Annotated in this window: 16 protein-coding genes; 1 reads left to right on the top strand and 15 read right to left on the bottom strand. The window is 44.5% G+C overall.

What is annotated here, in order from left to right; genetic code table 11:
* Nucleotides 1–4 precede the first annotated feature (4 nt).
* From G5B06_RS08980 to G5B06_RS08940, 9 genes are all read right to left on the bottom strand, one after another.
* Entirely contained in the window at nt 5–1,105 is a 1,101-nt protein-coding gene (locus tag G5B06_RS08980) for an FtsW/RodA/SpoVE family cell cycle protein (RefSeq protein WP_173771791.1), read from the bottom strand.
* 55 nt (nt 1,106–1,160) lie between these two features.
* Nucleotides 1,161–2,516: a UDP-N-acetylmuramoyl-L-alanine--D-glutamate ligase gene (murD, locus tag G5B06_RS08975; protein WP_148448544.1), complete on the bottom strand. Its 1,356-nt coding sequence runs from the start codon at nt 2,514–2,516 to the stop codon at nt 1,161–1,163.
* A 14-nt stretch (nt 2,517–2,530) separates the two neighbouring features.
* On the bottom strand, nt 2,531–3,487 hold the full coding sequence (gene mraY / locus G5B06_RS08970) for a phospho-N-acetylmuramoyl-pentapeptide-transferase (protein ID WP_021977880.1): 957 nt from the start codon (nt 3,485–3,487) through the stop codon (nt 2,531–2,533).
* A gap of 63 nt (nt 3,488–3,550) precedes the next feature.
* Complete coding sequence (locus G5B06_RS08965; RefSeq protein WP_173771789.1) at nt 3,551–5,317, bottom strand: peptidoglycan D,D-transpeptidase FtsI family protein; 1,767 nt, start codon at nt 5,315–5,317, stop codon at nt 3,551–3,553.
* 66 nt (nt 5,318–5,383) lie between these two features.
* Nucleotides 5,384–7,453: a peptidoglycan D,D-transpeptidase FtsI family protein gene (locus tag G5B06_RS08960; protein WP_243279053.1), complete on the bottom strand. Its 2,070-nt coding sequence runs from the start codon at nt 7,451–7,453 to the stop codon at nt 5,384–5,386.
* A 31-nt stretch (nt 7,454–7,484) separates the two neighbouring features.
* Complete coding sequence (locus G5B06_RS08955; RefSeq protein ID WP_173762432.1) at nt 7,485–8,054, bottom strand: hypothetical protein; 570 nt, start codon at nt 8,052–8,054, stop codon at nt 7,485–7,487.
* Nucleotides 8,055–8,083: 29 nt separating this feature from the next.
* A complete protein-coding gene (rsmH, locus tag G5B06_RS08950; RefSeq protein WP_148448540.1) occupies nt 8,084–9,019 on the bottom strand; it encodes a 16S rRNA (cytosine(1402)-N(4))-methyltransferase RsmH in 936 nt (311 codons plus the stop codon).
* 35 nt (nt 9,020–9,054) lie between these two features.
* Entirely contained in the window at nt 9,055–9,486 is a 432-nt protein-coding gene (mraZ, locus tag G5B06_RS08945; RefSeq protein ID WP_148448538.1) for a division/cell wall cluster transcriptional repressor MraZ, read from the bottom strand.
* A gap of 302 nt (nt 9,487–9,788) precedes the next feature.
* On the bottom strand, nt 9,789–12,833 hold the full coding sequence (locus tag G5B06_RS08940; protein ID WP_173762431.1) for a glycoside hydrolase family 2 TIM barrel-domain containing protein: 3,045 nt from the start codon (nt 12,831–12,833) through the stop codon (nt 9,789–9,791).
* A gap of 182 nt (nt 12,834–13,015) precedes the next feature.
* On the opposite strand from G5B06_RS08940, the gene G5B06_RS08935 reads away from it, so the two are divergent.
* Nucleotides 13,016–13,822, top strand: coding sequence for a helix-turn-helix domain-containing protein (locus G5B06_RS08935; protein WP_148448534.1), 807 nt, complete (start codon nt 13,016–13,018; stop codon nt 13,820–13,822).
* A 105-nt stretch (nt 13,823–13,927) separates the two neighbouring features.
* Here G5B06_RS08935 and lgt read toward each other — a convergent pair whose 3' ends face one another.
* The 6 genes from lgt to G5B06_RS08905 all read right to left on the bottom strand — a co-directional run bounded on the left by lgt (nt 13,928) and on the right by G5B06_RS08905 (nt 19,075).
* On the bottom strand, nt 13,928–15,052 hold the full coding sequence (gene lgt / locus G5B06_RS08930) for a prolipoprotein diacylglyceryl transferase (protein ID WP_148448533.1): 1,125 nt from the start codon (nt 15,050–15,052) through the stop codon (nt 13,928–13,930).
* 11 nt (nt 15,053–15,063) lie between these two features.
* A complete protein-coding gene (gene ychF / locus G5B06_RS08925) occupies nt 15,064–16,161 on the bottom strand; it encodes a redox-regulated ATPase YchF (protein ID WP_021977889.1) in 1,098 nt (365 codons plus the stop codon).
* Between the two features lie 83 nt (nt 16,162–16,244).
* Nucleotides 16,245–17,375: a tyrosine-type recombinase/integrase gene (locus G5B06_RS08920; RefSeq protein WP_117980708.1), complete on the bottom strand. Its 1,131-nt coding sequence runs from the start codon at nt 17,373–17,375 to the stop codon at nt 16,245–16,247.
* Nucleotides 17,376–17,490: 115 nt separating this feature from the next.
* Nucleotides 17,491–17,691, bottom strand: a complete 201-nt coding sequence (locus G5B06_RS08915; protein ID WP_008372088.1) for an excisionase — start codon at nt 17,689–17,691, stop codon at nt 17,491–17,493.
* A 41-nt stretch (nt 17,692–17,732) separates the two neighbouring features.
* Nucleotides 17,733–18,548 carry an ATP-binding protein gene (locus tag G5B06_RS08910; protein WP_161143301.1) on the bottom strand — a complete coding sequence of 272 codons (816 nt, stop codon included), beginning with the start codon at nt 18,546–18,548 and terminating at the stop codon, nt 17,733–17,735.
* Nucleotides 18,548–19,075 carry a replication initiator protein A gene (locus G5B06_RS08905; RefSeq protein ID WP_161143302.1) on the bottom strand — a complete coding sequence of 176 codons (528 nt, stop codon included), beginning with the start codon at nt 19,073–19,075 and terminating at the stop codon, nt 18,548–18,550. Before G5B06_RS08905 ends, G5B06_RS08910 begins: the two co-directional genes overlap by 1 nt.
* Nucleotides 19,076–19,184: the final 109 nt, after the last annotated feature.

The following is a 19,184-nucleotide window of genomic DNA, read 5'->3' as shown; positions in this document are numbered from 1 at the left end:
TATTCTATGTGATTCTTCCCTGTCTGTGACTGCTGACACTTAACGCCAGCCCCATTTCCCCCAGAAGAAAAACAACGGAAGTTCCGCCATAACTTACAAAAGGCAGCGTAATCCCGGTATTGGGGATCGTGTTCGTCACAACCGCAACATTCAAAACTACCTGGATCGCCATATGTGCCATGATCCCGGCACAAAGAAGTGTCCCCTGAAGATCCCGGCAGTTCAGTGCCAGAACACAAAGCCTCCAGATCAGAAGCCCAAACAGAAACAATACCAGAAACGCTCCCAGGATCCCGGTCTCCTCACACACAATGGAAAAAATCATATCATTCTGGGCTTCCGGCACAAATCCCAGCTTCTGAAGGCTGTTTCCGAAACCTTTGCCAAAAATCCCTCCGCTTCCTATGGCATACAGACCCTGTATGGTCTGAAAGCCTTTTTCATATTTTTCCGGATCCCGCCAGATTGCCAGACGCTCCAGACGGTAACTCTCCGCAGCAAGAAAAACTGCAATAAATCCGATTCCCGCACTCCCCAGAGCCAGAAACTGCAGGTATCTGGGATTGGCCACAAAGATCAGCAGCACACCAATCCCGAGAATGATCACCGCTGTACTTAAGTTGTTGGAACCTACCAGACCAACTACCGGAAGCAACGTCATCATGGTCCTGCACATAAACCAGAATCCGGTTGTCTTGCTTTTTGTCCGGCTGATCTGCCACACAAGAAAAAGGATTACCGCAACCTTGGAAAATTCCGAGGGCTGAAATGATAGCGGCCCGAGATTCAGCCACCGCTTCGATCCGTTAATTTCCTGTCCGAAAAGCAGCACTGCCGTTGAGAGAAAAAGTGAAAGGATATATGCTCCAGGTGCCAGCTTCACAGGAATGCGATAATCCACCTTTGATGCCAGATACATAACAAGCAGCCCCAGTGCCGTGGCAAAGAGCTGCTTCTTAAAATAATAGGCAGAGTCGTGAAAACGCACTCTGCCATTATATTCGCTTGCCGAAAAAAGCGCCCCCAGGCCAAACACAACAAGGATCAGAACCAGAACCCAGAGAACGGTATCAGTCTTTCCGGTCTGTTTCTGTTCTGCCTTCATGCTGTGGCCTCCACAGTGGTCTTTATTTCAGCTTATGTATGTATTTTTCGGATTATTACAGTGCTTTCACATATTCCTTGAACATGTCGCCACGCTGTTCATAGTTGTCGAACTGTCCCCAGCTTGCACATGCCGGTGAAAGAAGAACCGCATCTCCCGGATTGGCTTTTTCCGCGCAGACCTGAACAGCTTCTTTCAGATCCTCACAGAGAATGATGTCTGTAAATCCAAGACGTTCTGCTGCTGCTTTGATCTTTTCTTTCGTCTGGCCGATGAGAACAAGATAACGGACTTTTCCGTCGAAGGATTCTATCCACTCATCGTAGCTGGATTCCTTGTCATAGCCACCGCCGATGAGAAGAGTCGGACGGTTCATAGCCTGAATTCCCTTGATAGCTGCATCCGGGTTTGTTCCCTTGGAATCGTTATAATAGGCAACGCCGTTCTTCTCTGTTACATACTCGATTCTGTGAGGAACTGCCACAAACTCGCAAACACTCTTGTGGATGCTCTCCACAGAAACTCCCGCATAATATGCCATGGCTGCTGCAGCCATTACATTCTCGTGATTATGACGGCCAAGGATCTTAAGTTCTCCTGTCTTTACGATCGGGATCTCTTCTTTTTCTGTTTTCAGAATGATCTGATCTCCGTCCAGATAGATACCCTGATCCAGTTTACGAAGGCTTGAAAAATATACCACCTTCGGAACGATGTTCTCACCGAATTTACGGAGGACTTCATCCTCATAATTCAGGACACATACATCTTCTGGTCCCTGATTCTTGGTAATCAGCTCTTTTACACGGATGTATTCTTCCATGGTATGATGACGGTTCAGATGATCTTCTGTAATGTTGAGGATCGCACTGACCTTCGGGCGGAACTGCTCGATAGTCTCCAGCTGGAAGCTGCTGATCTCCGCAACGGTTACAGAATCCTCACGCATCTCTAGTGATTTTGATGTATATGCAGTTCCGATATTTCCTACAACAAATACAGATTCACGGGCATCTCCCATAATCTTTCCAAGGAGAGCTGTTGTTGTTGTCTTGCCGTTGGTTCCTGTAATTGCAAGAACCTCACCTTTTCCTGTACGGTAGGCAAGTTCTACCTCACTCCATACCGGAAGGCCTTTTTCGTAGAAGCTCTTTACCAGTGGAAGATCTGTTGGTACTCCCGGGCTTAACACTACGAGATCAAGACTTTCCATCTCTCCTTCCGGAAAAGCACCGGCCCAGATCTCCGGGGTGTATGTTCCGTTTGTTTTATGTAAAACCGCTTCTTTATCAAGGTTTTCATTTCCGTCATAGATTATCGGCTGTGCTCCTACACTTCCAAGCAGGTCAGCGGCACCAATGCCACTTTTTCCAGCTCCGAAAACGAGAACTTTTTTTCCTTTTAAATCCATTTTTCTGTTCCTCCTTATAATGCCAGGAGAGCGATCAGGCACATAATGGCAGTTACAACAGAGAACACTGCAACGACCCGTGTCTCGGACCACCCGCAAAGCTCAAAATGATGGTGGATAGGCGCCATCTTGAAAATTCTTTTTCCGTGTGTTGCCTTGAAATAGGATACCTGGATCATAACGGACAGTACCTCAATAAGATAGATCAGTCCCACCAGGATGATAAACAGCGGCATCTGCATGGCATAAGCCACACCAGCCACAAAACCGCCCAGTGCCAGAGAACCGGTATCTCCCATAAATACCTTGGCCGGATATACGTTAAAGAGAAGGAAGCCCATAAGGCTGCCCACAACTGCACAGGTGATCGGCTCCACGCCGCTGTTCATTCCAAGGGAAACAACGGTAAAGAATACTGCAACGATCAGGGTAACACTGGATGCCAGTCCGTCAAGTCCGTCGGTAAAGTTTACTCCGTTTACTGTACCAATAACTGCAAAAAACAGTACCGGAACCGCAAACCATCCCAGATTCAGATAATGTCCGCTCCAGAACGGGATCTTCATGGTCAGGGATACATTGGAATAATTTACAAGATAAAAAGCAAATACAGCTGTCACAACAATCTGCAGTGCCATTTTCTGCCATGGCAGAAGTCCGTCTGAACGTTTCAGGACTACTTTCAGATAATCATCCAGAAATCCGATCAGTCCAAATCCCAGGGTCAGGAAAAGTACCGGGATGATCATCGGATAATCTCTGATATAAAACAGTGATGTTACAGTTGTCGCAATGAGAAAGATCACTCCGCCCATGGTGGGGGTACCGTTCTTTTTCAGGTGGGACTGCACGCCCAGCTCTCTCTCTGTCTGTCCCATTTTAAGTCTTCTTAAAAAAGGGATAACAATCGGTCCTAATACAAGGCTGATCGCAAATGAAATCAGCACAGGGATCACAACATGAAACTCCATCCTCACACCTCTAATTCTTTCGTTTTTTTATACTTCTTCAACAGTATAAGGCTTTTCCTTTCATTAATCAACCCCATCTGCCTGGTTTTCCCCGGATGGAGTTTCCGTGACGGTCTTTTCAATTCCAAGATAGGGCAGCACATTTTCAAAGATGCTCCGTACTACCGGCGCGGCAATGATCCCTCCATAATACATACCTTTAGGATTATGGATAATACAAAGAGCCAGGACTTTTGGGTCTTCTGCCGGTGCAAAACCCAGGAATGAAGAAATATATCGGCCGGAACCCCTTGGCAGGGTCTGGGAAGTAGCTGTTTTTCCCCCGATGGAAAAACCCTCGATCCCTGCATTTTTCCCGGAGCCTTCCGAAACTACTGTTTCCAGAATTGTCCGTACCGTCCGTGAAGTCTCGCCGGACACGATCCCGGTTTCCACCGGATACTCCAGCGTCCGCACCTTTGTTCCGTCCGCACTTTCCACACTGATTCCAAAATGGGGCGTAATCCGGTTTCCGCCATTGATGATCGCACTGACTGTTGTTGCCAGCTGGATCGGCGTAATCTGAAACGACTGGCCAAAAGATACAGTGGCAAGCTCCACCTCCCCCATATTTTTCGGGTTATGCATGATCGTTCCCGCTTCTCCCGGAAGATCAATTCCTGTTTTTTTCAAAAGCCCGAACTGTTTGAAATATTTATAATAATTCTCTACTCCCAGCCGCAGCCCCACTTCAATAAACACCGGGTTGCAGGAGTTCTGAGCTCCCTCCACAAAGTTCTGGGCACCATGTCCGGTCCTCTTTGCACAGTGTATCCTCCGGTCCTCCACCACTTTATACCCCGGGCAGAAAAAACGGTCTTCCGTTGACACAACTCCTTCTTCCAATCCCGCTGCCATGGTGATAATCTTAAAAGTCGAACCTGGTTCATAAGTATCGTTCAGACAGGGATTTCTCCACATCTGGTTCAGAAGATCCTGCTTCTTTTTTCTATCTGAAGACGTTTCTTCTGTGTTTAGCGTAAACGGATCGTTCAGGTCAAATTCCGGAACATTGACACAGGCATAGATTTCTCCATTCTGAGGATTCATGAGAAGAATGGACACCCTCTCTGCCTGTTTTTCCTCCATCACTTTCAGAGCCGCCTGCTGTGCGTATTTCTGAATGTTAACATCCAGACTGGTTCGCAGTGTATTTCCCGCCACCGGTTCCTTCCGCCGTTCTCCTGTCCCGTCAATCTCCACTCCACGTGCATCGGTAACTGTGAGAATTTTTCCGGGCTCACCTTTCAGGATCTCATCATATTTCACCTCAAGGCCAATGATTCCCTGGTTGTCACCCCCTGTAAATCCCAGCACTTTGGAGGCAAGGGAACCACAGGGATAATATCTTTTGTAATCTTCATCCACTTTCACTCCCGCGAGTGCATACTCACGGATCGCATCCCCGGTTGCTTTTTCCACATTTGTTCGAATTCTTTCAATAGAAGAAACTTTTTCTACTTTTTTCCTGATGATTTCTTCATCCATGGTCAGTTCTCTGGCAAGTACCTGAATTACTTTTTCCGGATCTTTCATCTGGCTGTGTATCACCGATACGGTACAGACTGTCCGGTTATCTGCCAGAATATTTCCATTGATATCCAGAATTTTTCCCCTGGCAGCTTTGATGTCACGTTCCCGCTCATGAAGGTCGTCTGCTTTTTTTGAATAATATTCAGACTGTGCTCCCATAAGGTACAGAAGTCTCCCCACAAGTCCCAGAAGAAGCGCCGCACAGACTATAAAAACCACCCAGATTTTTTTCCTGTGATAAACCATGGTCCGGATCATAAAAAAATCCCCCTCAGAGATTGTCATTGTAATATATGACATTTCCCTGAGAGGGTATTCGAAATCTTATTCCAGGCCGGCCTCTTCATTGGTAAGGCCATCACTCTGCATATCATTGTTGTCTTCGGTATCTTCGTCCTCAGAATCATCTTCCGGCGGACTTGGAACATCCTCATTGGAGATTGCTTCCTTCTGTCCGTCTGTGGCAGATCCTGTTGCGGAATCACTGATACCCTTAAAGATATCCCACAGTTCTGTCGTCGGAACTTCACCGTCCTCAGCCTCATCCGGCTGTACATTCAGATACGGAAGCGCTTCAGAAAGGATTCCCTGGGCAATATACTGTGCATAAGTACTGCTTGCCTGATCCTCTACATTCGGCTCATCTACAACTACGTAAATTACAAGAGCCGGATCATCCACCGGCGCGAAGCCGATAAAAGATACCAGATATTTGCCATTGCCTCGCGGAAGCTTCTCGGCTGTACCGGTTTTACCACCGGAGCTGTAGCCCTGAACCTTAGAAGTACGGCTGGTACCGTGATCTACACTGGCTGCCATATAGGAGCGGATATCTGCGGATATCTTCTCGGAAATGGTCTGTTTCATCAGAGTCGGAGAAATCGTCTTCGCAATTCCACCACTGCTGTCTTTGATCCTGGTTACCAGATGTGGCTGATAATAATATCCACCATTGATAACGGAACACATGGCGTTGATCTCCTGGATCATCGTCAGCGTATATCCCTGTCCAAATGCGGAACATGCAAGCTCTGTCTCTCCCATGGTCTCGCTGGTGTGGATTACACCGCTTCCCTCATTCGGAAGGTCAATACCGGTTCTTGTTCCGAAGTTGAACGTACTCTGCGTTTTGAGGAAATTATCTTTTCCCATTTTCGCCGCGATCTGCATCATACCATCGTTACAGGAATTGGCAATAACATCGGAAAGTGTTTCTGTTCCATGGGCATCGGGCCATACCGCGCATTTAATAAATGTCGTAGCTCCTTCCGCACCAAAGGACTGTCCTCCGTCGCAGACAAAATTATCTGTCTCGGAAATGGCTCCCATCTCAAGAGCAGAACTCATAACAATGGGCTTTACTACTGATCCCGGTTCGTATGCGTCTGTCACACAGAAATTACTCCACATTCCGTTCAGGGCATCTACGGTTTCCTCATCGTTCATGGCCGCAATCTCACTCTCGGAATAAACGTTGGAAAGGTCTCTCGGATTATTCAGATCGTAACGGTCACCACCATCCATGGCCAGAATTTCTCCTGTTTTTGGATCTTCGATAATGACACCGACATTCTTGGCTCCCATTTTTTCTTCAAAAGTATTTACATACTTCTCCACAATCTGCTGAAGCCCCAGGTCAAGGGAAGTTTCTATGCTTTTTCCGTCGGTGGGCTCTATGATCGTCTGCTCCACATCAGAATTGTTGTTGATGTATCCATACTGTCTTCCGTCAACACCGGCAAGCGTTGCATTGTAATAGCCCTCCAGACCTGCATCTGCCACATCTCTGGAAAGTGTAAAACCAATGGTGTCACAGGCTGTTTCGTTGAACGGATAAGATCTTAAGTAATCCTCCTCAAACCATACTCCTGTGACCTTGGAACGCTCTTTCTTCTGAGCGGCGCTCAGCTCACTGTCATCCCCCGGATTCTCATAGCTCTCAAAGGCTTTCTTATCATCCATGGAGATCTGTTTCTTGACAATCTGATACTGACTGCTCTTTGTGCTGTCATCGTTGAGAAGCTTACGCATCTCCTCCTCATCCAGGCCAAGTACTTCCACAAGAGCCTTGATGGTCGGCTCCACAGAGTCCTCATCCTTGTTGACTTCCAGACAGTCAAGAATTACATTATAGACCTTGTTGCTTGTTGCCAGAATATTTCCATTCCGGTCATAAATATCTCCCCTTTTGGCGGGGAGTGTCTGATTTTCATATTTCTGCTGTGCCTGACTCAGCACCTGTTTTCTGTATTTGCTTCCGCTTGTGGCATTAATATAGGTAATTCTTGCCACCAAACCAACTAAAGCCAACACCACTAAAGAAAATAGTACTGCCAGCTTTTTTTTCATATTCTTATTAATTTTTTTTACCGGCCTGCGCCTTCTTGTACTCAATCGATCACCTGCTCAAAAAACTGTACATCTGTTACTTGTGCGAATCTACATCCTGATACTGTCTCACATAGCTGTTACCCTCGGTAACATATGTCTGTATCTGATCCTCAGAAGGATATTTCATCCCAAGCTCACCGATTGCCTTTTTCTTGATCTCGCTGATATCAACATCAGAAGTAACCTGACTGTAATATGCATCGTTATCTTCCCTCAGCTGTGCAAGCTCAGATTCCAGATTTGCAACATTTTTCATACTCGCCGTGATTTCTGATTTTACCTGCAGATAATTGATACAGGTAAATAATACTGCAATGGAAACCGCAGTGAGAAACAGAACGAAACCTTTATTCATGGCCATCGCTTTCTCTCTGTTCCGCTGTGTCCTCCTGTTCACAGCCTGCTTCGCAGGTGTCACCGGAACTGCGGATTTCTGTTTTCTCTCCTGGGCCAGCCGACGCCTTTCCTGTACATCGTGCAGATCAGTTCTCCGAGGAACTTCCTGTAACCTTTTTACCGCATTTCCCTGAACATACATTTCTCTGCTGTTCCTGACGGTATTCCGATTTCTTCTGGCTGTAGTCCCTCTTCCTGTCTTCGCCATTTGCCTACCTTCCATCTAAAAAAACTCTTTTACAGCTTACGTTCAAAAATACGAAGCTTCGCACTTTTTGATCTCGGATTCTCTTCCATCTCCTGTTCACTGGGAAGGATGGGTTTCCTTGTGATCACTTTACCTTTTGATTTCTTTCCGCATACACAAACCGGAAAATCCGGCGGACAGGTACATGGATTTTCATTTTTGCGGAAAATCGTTTTTACGATTCTGTCTTCCAGAGAATGGAATGTGATAATACAGATCCTTCCTCCGTCATCCAGAAGATCGATCATTCCGTCCAGAGAATCACGGAGTACGTCAAGCTCTCTGTTCAGCTCAATACGTATCGCCTGAAAAGTCCTCTTGGCCGGATGTCCTCCTGTAGCCTGTACTTTCATGGGGATCGCTCCCCTTATAATTTCTGTCAGTTCCCCGGTTGTCTGAATTGGTGCCTGCGCTCTGGCAGCCACGATGTGCTTCGCTATATTCTTGGCGAATTTATCCTCGCCGTAATCGCGGATAATCCGATAAAGTTCCCGTTCTTCATAACCGTTGACAATATCTCCGGCTGTACGGCTCTGCCTTCTGTCCATTCGCATGTCCAGAGGAGAATCATACCTGTAGGAAAAACCTCTCTCTTCATTATCCAGCTGATAAGATGACACTCCTAAATCCAGCAGGATCCCGTCCACTTTTTCAATGCCACGGGATCTTAACTCATCTGCCATGTAACAATAATTGCTGCGAATGATTGTCACCTGATTAAAGGCTGACAGCCGTTCACTCGCAGCAATTATCGCATCCTGGTCTTGATCTATGCCAATAAATCTCCCCTTGGCAGAAAGTTTCTTACACACCTCTGTGGCGTGTCCCGCTCCTCCTAAAGTGCCATCCACATAGATTCCATCCGGCTTTACCCTTAAGCCGTCAATGGTCTCATCGAGTAATACAGATTTATGTTTAAATTCCATATCCATCTCCTGTGGGATTTCTACCTGCGCTATGCTCAAATGACGATTCCAATGTTCTGCATGCTCTCCGCAATGCTGTCCATGTCATCATAATTGCAGTTCTCGCTCCACTTCTCCTTGCTCCAGACCTCAATCCGGTTCAGATTACCCGTAAGCACCACATCCTTCTCCAGACCAGCGAATTGGCGCAGCGTCTGCGGCACCAGAATTCTCCCCTGCTTATCCAGTTGGCATGTTGTAGCTCCGGCTACAAAGAAACGTGAAAAGGTTCTTGCGTCTTTATTTGTAAGTGGTAATGCTCGGAGTTTCTCTTCAAAGGCAGCCCATTCATCCATAGGATAAATGGAAAGGCAACCATCGAGCCCTCTGGTCAGTACGAACTCTTCCCCTAAGAGATCCCTGAACCTGGATGGGATGATCAGACGCCCCTTCGCGTCGATCGTATGATTATACTCGCCCATGAACATGAAACCCACCTACTCTCGTGAAACACGATTCTCCCCTTCGTGTTTCCAGGGTGCAAATGGTGTGTTCTGCCACTCAGCCCCATTCGCTACCACTATTCACCACTTTCTACCACTTATGTAATCATTCTAAACTATTTACCATGAAAAAACAAGTGCATATCCAAGTTTTTTTTCTTTTCATGAAATATCCACAGGTTTTTTTTCAACATGTATATTTTCTGTGCATTATTATGAAATAAAAAAGCTTCCGGGAAAATTCCGGAAGCTTTTTTCTGGTTTCTGCAGTGTCTTTTTATGACATTTTAAAGACCTTTGAATACAAAGGAAAATTCCATTTTTTCATTGGTGTCAAGAAGATATTCCGGGTGAGTATAGGAGCCCCAGCTGTCATCTCCTCCCACACCCATCTGTGCTTTTGCAGCACGGACAACGGTATAATGAATTTCCGGAAGTTCATACGGATGCATGGCATTTTCCATTTCATGAGGGGTATATGGAAGTGCTGAGAACATCATCGGGCCGTTTTTCTCGTCCATCTCAAAGAGCATTCCCCTGCCCTTTCTGTCTGTGATTTTTGCCCAGCGTACGCCTTCTTTGCTGCCACATTCCTGCGGTACCAGGTAACGTGCCAGATTGTCTGTTACCAGATTCTCATAGATGCCAAGTTTTGCACCATGTTTGCGGTCAGCATAAGTTTCCACAGGTCCAAGTCCATACCACTTCACATGGTCATAATCTGCGTTGAATTTAAAGAGTACACCAAACTCCGGCATATCCCCCAGTTCTTTTACCGGATCATAGGTCAGGGTAGTTTTTACTCTTCCGTCTCCGAATACTTCGTAGGCAAGACGGCACTCACTGACCGGCGTAGTCGGCATGATGTAGGTAAAAGCGACCTCCACGCTGTTGTCATGAACAGTTGTCTCCGGAGCGTTGGACGGACCATACATTCCCTTGCGGAACTCTTTGTGGCTTGCGTACATGCTGGCAATTTTCCACTGTGCATAACGCATTGGCATCTGATTTCCACAGTCATTATCTGTAGGTGCTCTCCAGAAATTCGGCTTCGGAATTGCCTCGAGCATTTCTCTTCCTGCATATTTATACGAAACCAGGCCACCATTGAGAACAGAGAACATCACCTCAAAATTCTCTCCGCGAACGCCGATGTTATGAAGGCTTCTCACAATCTCCACACCGGAAACCGGAGCTTTTTCCGCTCCTTCTACACTGTAAACATACTGTCCAAACGCAACCTCATGTCCAGCCTCTGCCCAGAGTGTTTTTTCTCTGAGAAGGAAGGATACGGTCACTGTATATTCGCCTGGACGCTGCTGTTTTCCAAAAGGAAGTGGGTATGTTTTTTCGCTTAACGGTTCTACGGATGTCTCCAGTGTCTCTGTACGGAGGACATGTCCATTCTTTGCAAGAGTCACTTCGCATCGGAGCGTATCGGTATTTACAAACAGATTTTTGTTGATAACTTTTACAGCATCTTCTGTTACTTCTGCAGTGATATTCTGGTAATTGAATTTGACCTCCTGCATCTTCGGGGACGGAGTTCTGTCGCCGCCGTATGCAATACCGTTTCCACTGAAATTATAGTCCGTCGGACGCTCACCGAAATCACCGCCGTATGCCTGGAATTCTTTTCCGTAGCGGTCTTTTTTGTAAATGGACTGGTCAATGTAATCCCAGATGAAACCACCCTGATATTTCGGTTCTGTGTCAGTAAGATCTGTATATTTATGCATTGCGCCACAGGAATTTCCCATTGCATGGGTGTACTCGCAGCAGATAAACGGCTTACTGTCATCTTTTGCAAGGAAATCCTTAATTGCTTCTACAGACGGATACATCTGACTTTCCATGTCGCTGGTGGCATTGTAGCTTCTGTCATGGAAAAGTCCCTCATAATGCACAAGTCTTGTAGGATCATTCTTGCGGTAAAATTCGGACATCTCAAAGATATCTTTTCCACCAAAGGACTCATTTCCACAGGACCAGATCAGGATTGCCGGGTGGTTTTTGTCACGCTGGTACATGGAATTTACACGATCCAGCATCATACCAAGCCATTCCGGTTTATTGTGAGGAACAATATCTGTGTAATCTCCGGTAAGTTCGGCCACATCCCAGGAACCATGGGATTCCAGATTGTTTTCCGCGATCATATAAAGGCCGTACTCATCACAGAGGCGGTAGATCGGAGAGGCATCCGGATAATGGCAGGTACGGATGGCATTGATGTTGTTCTGCTTCATAGTCACAATATCCTGGATCAGTTCCTCACGGGATACGTGTCTTCCTGTGACGGAACTGAACTCGTGACGGTTCACACCTTTGAACACAATACGTTTTCCGTTGAGGGTCATAATGCCGTCTTTCATTTCAAAGCGGCGGAAACCAACTTTTTCCGGAATAATCTCCTGGAGCATTCCGTTCTCATCATACACTTCCATGTCAAGGTCATAAAGATTCGGTTCTTCCGCACTCCAGAGCAGAGGATTCAAAATTTCCCATGTACAGGTATCTTCACCGTCCAGAGCTTTTTCATCCTGCAAAAGGATCTCGCCTTTTCTGGAAAGTGTAAGTTTCATTTTTACTTTTCCCCAGGTTTTTGTCACAATCTCAAGGCTTGCTTTTTTGAGGGTCTCATCCGGGATTGAACGGATCTGCAGGTCATAGACATGAACCTCCGGCACGGTATAAAGATAAACATCTCTGTAAATTCCTGAAAAACGGAAAAAGTCCTGATCTTCGCACCAGCTGCTGGCTGTCCATTTGAATACCTGGGCTGCCAGTTTGTTCTCGCCCTCTTTCAGATACTCTGTAAGCTCAAATTCTGAAGGGGTAAAAGAATCTTCACTGTATCCCACAAAAGTTCCGTTGAGCCACAAAGCCAGTCCGCTTTCTGCTCCCTGGAAGGAGATAAATACTCTTTTTCCTTTCATGTTTTCCGGCACATGGAAATATTTCACATAGCTTCCCACCGGGTTAAAACGCTCCGGGATCTGTCCCGGGTGAAGTTCCTCGTGACCTTCCCATGGATACTGGACATTGGCATACTGTGGTGCATCATATCCTTCCATCTGGATATGGGCCGGCACATAAATATCTTCCCAGTCTTTGCAGGAATATGAGTCCTCCTCAAATCCTGCAACTGTACTTGCATAATTTCTCGCATAGTGGAATTTCCAAAGTCCGTTGAGGCTGTGGCGATAGGAAGTTTCCTCATCTTCCCGTTCTTCCTCACTGCGATAATACATATGGTCAGAATGTGCTTCCATTCTTCCGTCACAGAAATACTGTGGGTCTTTCACCAGAGAATAATCAAATTTTTTCATGTTTTCCTCCTGTCCGGCTTTTGTATCCCGGTAAATATTGTCTGAATTTCCTGAAATGCTGTGTTTTACAGTTGTATTTTCGTAACTTCGTTTCTGTCTGTACATTATTATAGTATAAACTTACAGATTATGGTATAATATGTTTCGCCAAAATATATAACATTTAGAAACAGGTGAAGCATATGTCAATTTATTTCAGAAATACTCCTGTCAGTGCTCCGTTTATGTTCGAATCTCTCGGAAATCACTGGAACCAGGATACCATAAACCGGCCGGACGGATACCCATACTATCATTATCTTCAGACAGAAAAAGGAACCGGCCGCATCGAAGTAAATGGAAAGCACTACACTCTGGGTGCCAACGAAGGCATCCTCATTGCACCTTCCGTTCCCCACTCCTATCACCGGGAATCTACTTCATGGATTACCATGTTTGCCACATTTACCGGAACTCTCGCCGGCAGCATCCCATCCATGACCGATAATCAGGACGTCATCCTCATCCCGAAAGAGCAGGGCTTAAATATCCGGAAACTGATTTCTTATTCCCTTCGAAAATACCACGAACCAACCCCGAATATGAAATCGCTCTCCTCGGACTGCTATAATCTTCTCATGAATTTTATGGACTGCGCCGCTTCTCCGAAAATTCAGGATAACCCTCTTTACCAGAGATATGTTGTTCCCGTAATAAAAGAAATTGAAACCCGTTATCAGCAGGACATCACCGCTGCCGAACTCAGTCAGAGTGTCTTTGTATCCACGCAGTATCTTTCCCGTCTGTTCCAGCGTTTTCTTGGCTGTTCTGTCTATGAATACGTTACCATGTACCGCATCAGCCGTGCCAGGGAGCTGCTTCTTTCCAAACCGGATATGAAAATTCAGGATGTTGCCTGCGCCTCCGGCTTTTCCGATTCCAGCCATTTTATTGCCATGTTCCGAAAAATTACCGGCACAACACCTCTGGACTTCCGGAAAATGTACTAAAAAAACACGGATCTGTATGCCCCTGAACCTTCAGGTTTTCACACAGATCCGTGTTTATTTTTTCAGCTATATCCTCAGCACTGATAATATAACTCCAGAATGCGGTCAACTCTCTGACTGGCTTCCAGATTCTTCAGAAGATCGCTCCTGCTTCTGATCTGGCTGTCCAGATTCTTCCGTTCCTCCTGCAATTGCTGCAGAAGGGATGCTTTCCGGAGAGTCTCCTGGTTCTGCTGTATTTGTATTTTGTTCTGACTCATATTTTTCTCCCTGTACAGTTTCTGTTTCCAGATTCTCTGTTGCATTTTTTCTTTGTTCTGCGGCCTGTTGCTCTGCCTGGTAATCTTTTTCGATTCTTCTCTTTCGTACCCGGGCACGCTTCTTCGCCATCACAATCTTTACAGTAACAATCACTGTACACAGGACAAAAAGCACACCTGAAATCACTAATGAAACATCAATCTCCGTTCCCGGAAAAAATACTTTATCTGTACGCATCCACTGGATCACAAATCTTCCAAGTCCGTAACCAGCAAGATATCTCAGAAAAATTTCTCCCTGAAATACTCTCCTGCGAAGGTGCATCATAAGCAGCATAAGCACCAGAAGACACCAGAGACTTTCATAAAGAAACAGCGGCTGCACCAGAATGCAGGATACTCCATCTACCATCTGGAGATTCTCACGCATTGTGGTCGTCACTTCTCCGGCCCTTACCGCAGTCAGTGGAAGCTGCATGGAAAGAATATTATCCACATATTCCCCAAAGGACTCTCTGTTAAAAAAGCTTCCCCACTTTCCTATGATCTGCCCGATCAGAATTCCCATACAGGCAAGATCTGCCATTTTCCAGAATGATTTTTTACGTATCCTGCAATAGACGATACCACCCAGCACTCCGCCGAGAAGACCGCCATAAAAAAGCATGCCTCCTGAGCGCACATTCAGAATCTGTCCGGGATCATTCTTATAAAGGCTCCACGAAAAAGCAGCATACAGAAGCCTTGCTCCGATCACCCCTGTAATCAGTGTTATGATAGCCAGATCCAGATAAGCATCCGGCTCTTCATGATTTCTCCTTGCTTCCAGTACCACAAAAAAGATTCCAAGAAGCATTCCGACCGCAATCAGAACACCATAAATCGTGATCTCGAATCCAAAGATTTCAAAGGATTTCGGAACATAATCCAATATCAGTTTCAATCCGGGAAAGCGAATTGACATATCCATAAAATCACCTGTTATACATTAAAGCGGAATAAGATCACATCTCCATCCTGTACAACGTAATCTTTTCCTTCCATTCTTACAAGACCTTTCTCTCTGGCGCCTGCATAGGAACCGCAGTCCAGAAGATCCTGATAGTTTACAACCTCTGCCTTGATAAAGCCACGTTCAAAGTCTGTGTGGATCTTACCGGCTGCCTGAGGTGCCTTGGTTCCGATCTTGATCGTCCATGCTCTTGTCTCGTCCTCTCCTGCTGTCAGGAAACTCATAAGGCCAAGAAGATGATAACTTGCACGTACCAGCTTCTCAAGACCGGATTCTGTCAGTCCCAGGTCTTCCAGGAACATCTTTCTCTCATCCTCGTCCAGCTCGGAAATCTCTTCCTCGATCTGTGCACAGATTACAAATACCTCACTGTTCTGTTTGGACGCATACTCACGTACAGCCTGTACATGTGCATTATTTGCACCGTCATCTGCAATATCGTCTTCCGCAACATTGGCAGCATAAATAACCGGCTTAGCAGTAAGAAGATTGTAAGTTGCAAGCCATGCATCCTCATCCTCATTCTCTGTCTCAAGAGTAATTGCAAGCTGGCCGTCTTCCAGATGTGCCTTTACTTTTTCGAGGAATGTAAGCTCTTTGGCTGCTTCCTTATCCATACGTGCAGTCTTGGTAACCTTTGCAATTCTTCTCTCAAGGATCTCAAGATCTGAGAAAACAAGCTCCAGGTTAATGGTCTCAATATCACGAAGCGGATCAATGTTTCCATCTACATGGACAACATTGGAATCCTCAAAACAACGTACTACATGAACAATGGCATCTACCTCACGGATATTTGCGAGAAACTGGTTTCCAAGTCCCTCACCTTTGGATGCACCCTTTACAAGACCTGCAATATCCACAAATTCAATCACTGCAGGTGTTACTTTTTTTGATTTGTAAAAATCACCGAGAAGATTCAGTCTCTCGTCCGGTACGGTTACAACGCCTACGTTCGGATCAATGGTACAGAACGGATAGTTTGCTGACTCTGCGCCGGCCTTTGTCAGTGAATTAAATAATGTACTTTTTCCCACATTAGGAAGACCTACAATTCCTAATTTCATTTTTTCTATTTCCTCCTATAAATCCTTTGATTTCAAGGGATTTCAGCATACTTATTTTTGCAAGTGGGCCATTTAGTGGGCCATTACATTGCCATAAGTGCTTCTGCTACCAAGTCCATTTCTTTTTTCTTTTCTTCCTCGGTAGTATGAACATATAAGTTCATTGTAATTCCAATATTCGAATGGCCCAGTAACATCTGAAGTGTTTTCGGTTTCATTCCTGCTTCAATACATCTGGTAGCAAAAGTATGTCTCAAGATATGCATCGAAAATCTTGGAATTTTTGCTTTGTCACAGATTTTAAACAGCGCTGTATCATATGTACTGTTCTTGACAGGTGTTCCTTTTCGACACAGAAACACAAATTCTTCCCATTCTGTTGAAATTTCTGAAATCCTCTTATTCTTTTCTTTTTGTTTTTTTAGTATAGAAACCGCTTCTTCTGTTAAGGGTATCGTACGGTAACCTGATTTACTCTTTGGTTCTCCGATACGCCACTCCTTTGCACTGTAACGATATTCCATACTTCTGCGAATCTGAATTGTTTTGGATTTAAAATCGACATCTCCCCATTTCAATCCTACCAATTCGCCTGTTCGCAATCCGGTTTGTAGTATAAAACGATACTGATTTTCATAGCTTTGATTTTCTGCATATTGTAAAAATGTTTTTTGTATGTCTCTTGTTAAAGCAACCTTCTTCTCAGAAGGCTTTCCCATATCACTTTTCACAGATTTTTTACAGGGATTGCTACGCAAGACTTCATTCTCTTTTGCATACTCAAACATATTGTATAATGCAATTCTTGCCTGATAAATTGTAGATGTGCGATACCCCTGATCTGCCATATCATAAAATATTTTCTGACATTGAAGTGGTTTCACGTCTGATAGTGTCATCTTCCCAATTACCGGTTTAATATTTTTAATATATCTCTCCGTATAATTGCGAACAGTATTTGAACGGACTGTTTTCTTTTTTATCCCAATCCAATAATCAAACCATTGATCGACCAGCATATCTGATGGCATTGAAATATCACTGTGTTCATCCACATAAGTCGCATCAGCAATCCATGCTCTGCACTCTTGCAGCTTTTTGAATCGTTTATGTTTTCTCTTTCCAAACCGATCTACAAATCTGGCTGAGTATAATCCCGTACTTTCCTGGGATATTCCCTTGCCAAGTTCTTTGCCTTTTAAATCTTTTCCCATATTTCAGCTCCTCTCATAAGAAGCCCTAATACAGTACCTTGTATTATACCATAGCATCTTATTTTTGTGAATATTCATTTTCATCTCATCTCCTGCCCCATCTCCTGTCAATCATTTATATTTCCACACTTTCCGAAATGAATTTTTCAAATTCTTTTCTCTTTACAAGTTTTTTCGTGCCTACGTAAAGCACAAACGGACATCTCGGTTCTTTCAAAAGACCACTTATTCTGTTTTGTCCAATATTACTGTATTCTGCTGCCTCTTCAATTGTAAGAGCCACTTTTTCACATATCGCAACATGTTGTTTGCTCATAAAATCCTTCCCTTATTATTTAACGTGCGTAGCATACACTTCTATCCGCAATACACACGATCATTCTTTGTATTCAACAACGTTTTCGCTTTCTCCATTTTCATACTTGCAATCGCTTCTCGTTTACTTGTACCTCCAACATACATTGGTGTACACATTTCTAAAATACGATCATAGATACGCCTTTTGTCCAACATGGTCTCGCTTTTTATTTCTTTCAGCGGAAGATTGGTTGTGATGATCAAAGGTCGTCCCGAACGGATCCTGCGGTCTATGACGCTAAAAACAATTCCTAACGCATATTCTGAATTTCGTTCCACTCCAAGATCATCAATAATCAAAAGCTGGTAAGAAGCCAATGCATTGATATATTCCGTTTTGTCTGCCAGTGGAAATATATCATCAATAATGGTATTGAAATTTGTCATCTTTACCGTTACTTCCCGCTTAAGAAGTTCATTGGCAATACACCCGGCAATATAACTTTTCCCGGTACCAACCGGTCCCCAGAACAAACAGCCTATATGATTTCTTTTCATTTCCTCCCAGTTATCAACATAGCTTTTTGCCTTATGCATTACTGCATCTGACATATCTGCATTCTCAAATGTCCACTCTTCCATCCTGCTCTCGTCAAAACAGATGCTCGTATTTCTACTGACTAATTCCCGGTGTTCTTTCTCTTTAAAATATTTTTGTTCTTCTTCATACGCTTTTCTGTCACAGGCACATTGCCTAGTATGTTTTTTCATCCCCATAAAGCCACCCTCGGGGAAAAAAGCTTCTTTCGCTTCCCCACAGACTTTGCAGTATTGCAAACCATCACTGCCTACACATACGATATCTTCTTCTCTCATCACAAACTCTCTCCTTCTCCATAGCAATAATTTACTTCATGATATTTATTTCTTTTATATTTCTCAGTTACTTTACTAGGTGCCACATTTCCGACTCCTGCACAGCCATTTTTACGACCAGATGAAGGTTGCTTTTCCGACTCTGTTGCAACCATCTTTTCAACCGCCTTATTCTCAACCAGCTGTAAACCAATCTCATCAGATGGAATTTTTATATATAAATGATTGGGTTTTGAAAAACCACCAGATCTGCGAACCAATAGTCCCACATCATCTAATTCCTTCAATGCTGTTTTTACAGAAGATTTACATTTACCGATTTGAGCAGACAATTCCTCTATCGGAAAAATCAGATAAACATTTCCATACTTGTCTATCCAACTATTCATTCTCGATATCCGTGCCCGGTCATACAAAATCATATAAAGGAATTTTGCAGTTTGAGAAATTCGCAGTTTTAGCAAAAACTTCGGAAACTGGAAGTACTGAAGCATCTGCTCTGACTCCTTCATGTATTCATATTTCATTCTTTTCTCGCCTCGTTTCTGTTTCTAACTGTTGTAAAAATCATTTTTATGCCGGCTCAAAAAATGTCCTTACACATATTCAAAAGATGAAGGGCATAAATACAGGCTC

Origin of the sequence: Blautia luti, assembly GCF_013304735.1 — a bacterium.
In the GTDB taxonomy this organism is placed as follows: domain Bacteria; phylum Bacillota; class Clostridia; order Lachnospirales; family Lachnospiraceae; genus Blautia_A.
The sequence above is the reverse complement of the archived record's forward strand: the minus strand, read 5'-3'. Positions and strand labels throughout refer to the sequence as shown.

Excerpts from the sequence above, each read along its gene's own strand:
- G5B06_RS08980 (WP_173771791.1), bottom strand. The coding sequence starts at position 1,105 with ATGAAGGCAGAACAGAAACAGACCGGAAAGACTGATACCGTTCTCTGG.
- murD (WP_148448544.1), bottom strand. The coding sequence starts at position 2,516 with ATGGATTTAAAAGGAAAAAAAGTTCTCGTTTTCGGAGCTGGAAAAAGT.
- mraY (WP_021977880.1), bottom strand. The coding sequence starts at position 3,487 with ATGGAGTTTCATGTTGTGATCCCTGTGCTGATTTCATTTGCGATCAGC.
- G5B06_RS08965 (WP_173771789.1), bottom strand. The coding sequence starts at position 5,317 with ATGATCCGGACCATGGTTTATCACAGGAAAAAAATCTGGGTGGTTTTT.
- G5B06_RS08955 (WP_173762432.1), bottom strand. The coding sequence starts at position 8,054 with ATGGCGAAGACAGGAAGAGGGACTACAGCCAGAAGAAATCGGAATACC.
- rsmH (WP_148448540.1), bottom strand. The coding sequence starts at position 9,019 with ATGGAATTTAAACATAAATCTGTATTACTCGATGAGACCATTGACGGC.
- mraZ (WP_148448538.1), bottom strand. The coding sequence starts at position 9,486 with ATGTTCATGGGCGAGTATAATCATACGATCGACGCGAAGGGGCGTCTG.
- G5B06_RS08940 (WP_173762431.1), bottom strand. The coding sequence starts at position 12,833 with ATGAAAAAATTTGATTATTCTCTGGTGAAAGACCCACAGTATTTCTGT.
- G5B06_RS08935 (WP_148448534.1), top strand. The coding sequence starts at position 13,016 with ATGTCAATTTATTTCAGAAATACTCCTGTCAGTGCTCCGTTTATGTTC.
- lgt (WP_148448533.1), bottom strand. The coding sequence starts at position 15,052 with ATGGATATGTCAATTCGCTTTCCCGGATTGAAACTGATATTGGATTAT.
- ychF (WP_021977889.1), bottom strand. The coding sequence starts at position 16,161 with ATGAAATTAGGAATTGTAGGTCTTCCTAATGTGGGAAAAAGTACATTA.
- G5B06_RS08920 (WP_117980708.1), bottom strand. The coding sequence starts at position 17,375 with ATGGGAAAAGATTTAAAAGGCAAAGAACTTGGCAAGGGAATATCCCAG.
- G5B06_RS08915 (WP_008372088.1), bottom strand. The coding sequence starts at position 17,691 with ATGAGCAAACAACATGTTGCGATATGTGAAAAAGTGGCTCTTACAATT.
- G5B06_RS08910 (WP_161143301.1), bottom strand. The coding sequence starts at position 18,548 with ATGAGAGAAGAAGATATCGTATGTGTAGGCAGTGATGGTTTGCAATAC.
- G5B06_RS08905 (WP_161143302.1), bottom strand. The coding sequence starts at position 19,075 with ATGAAATATGAATACATGAAGGAGTCAGAGCAGATGCTTCAGTACTTC.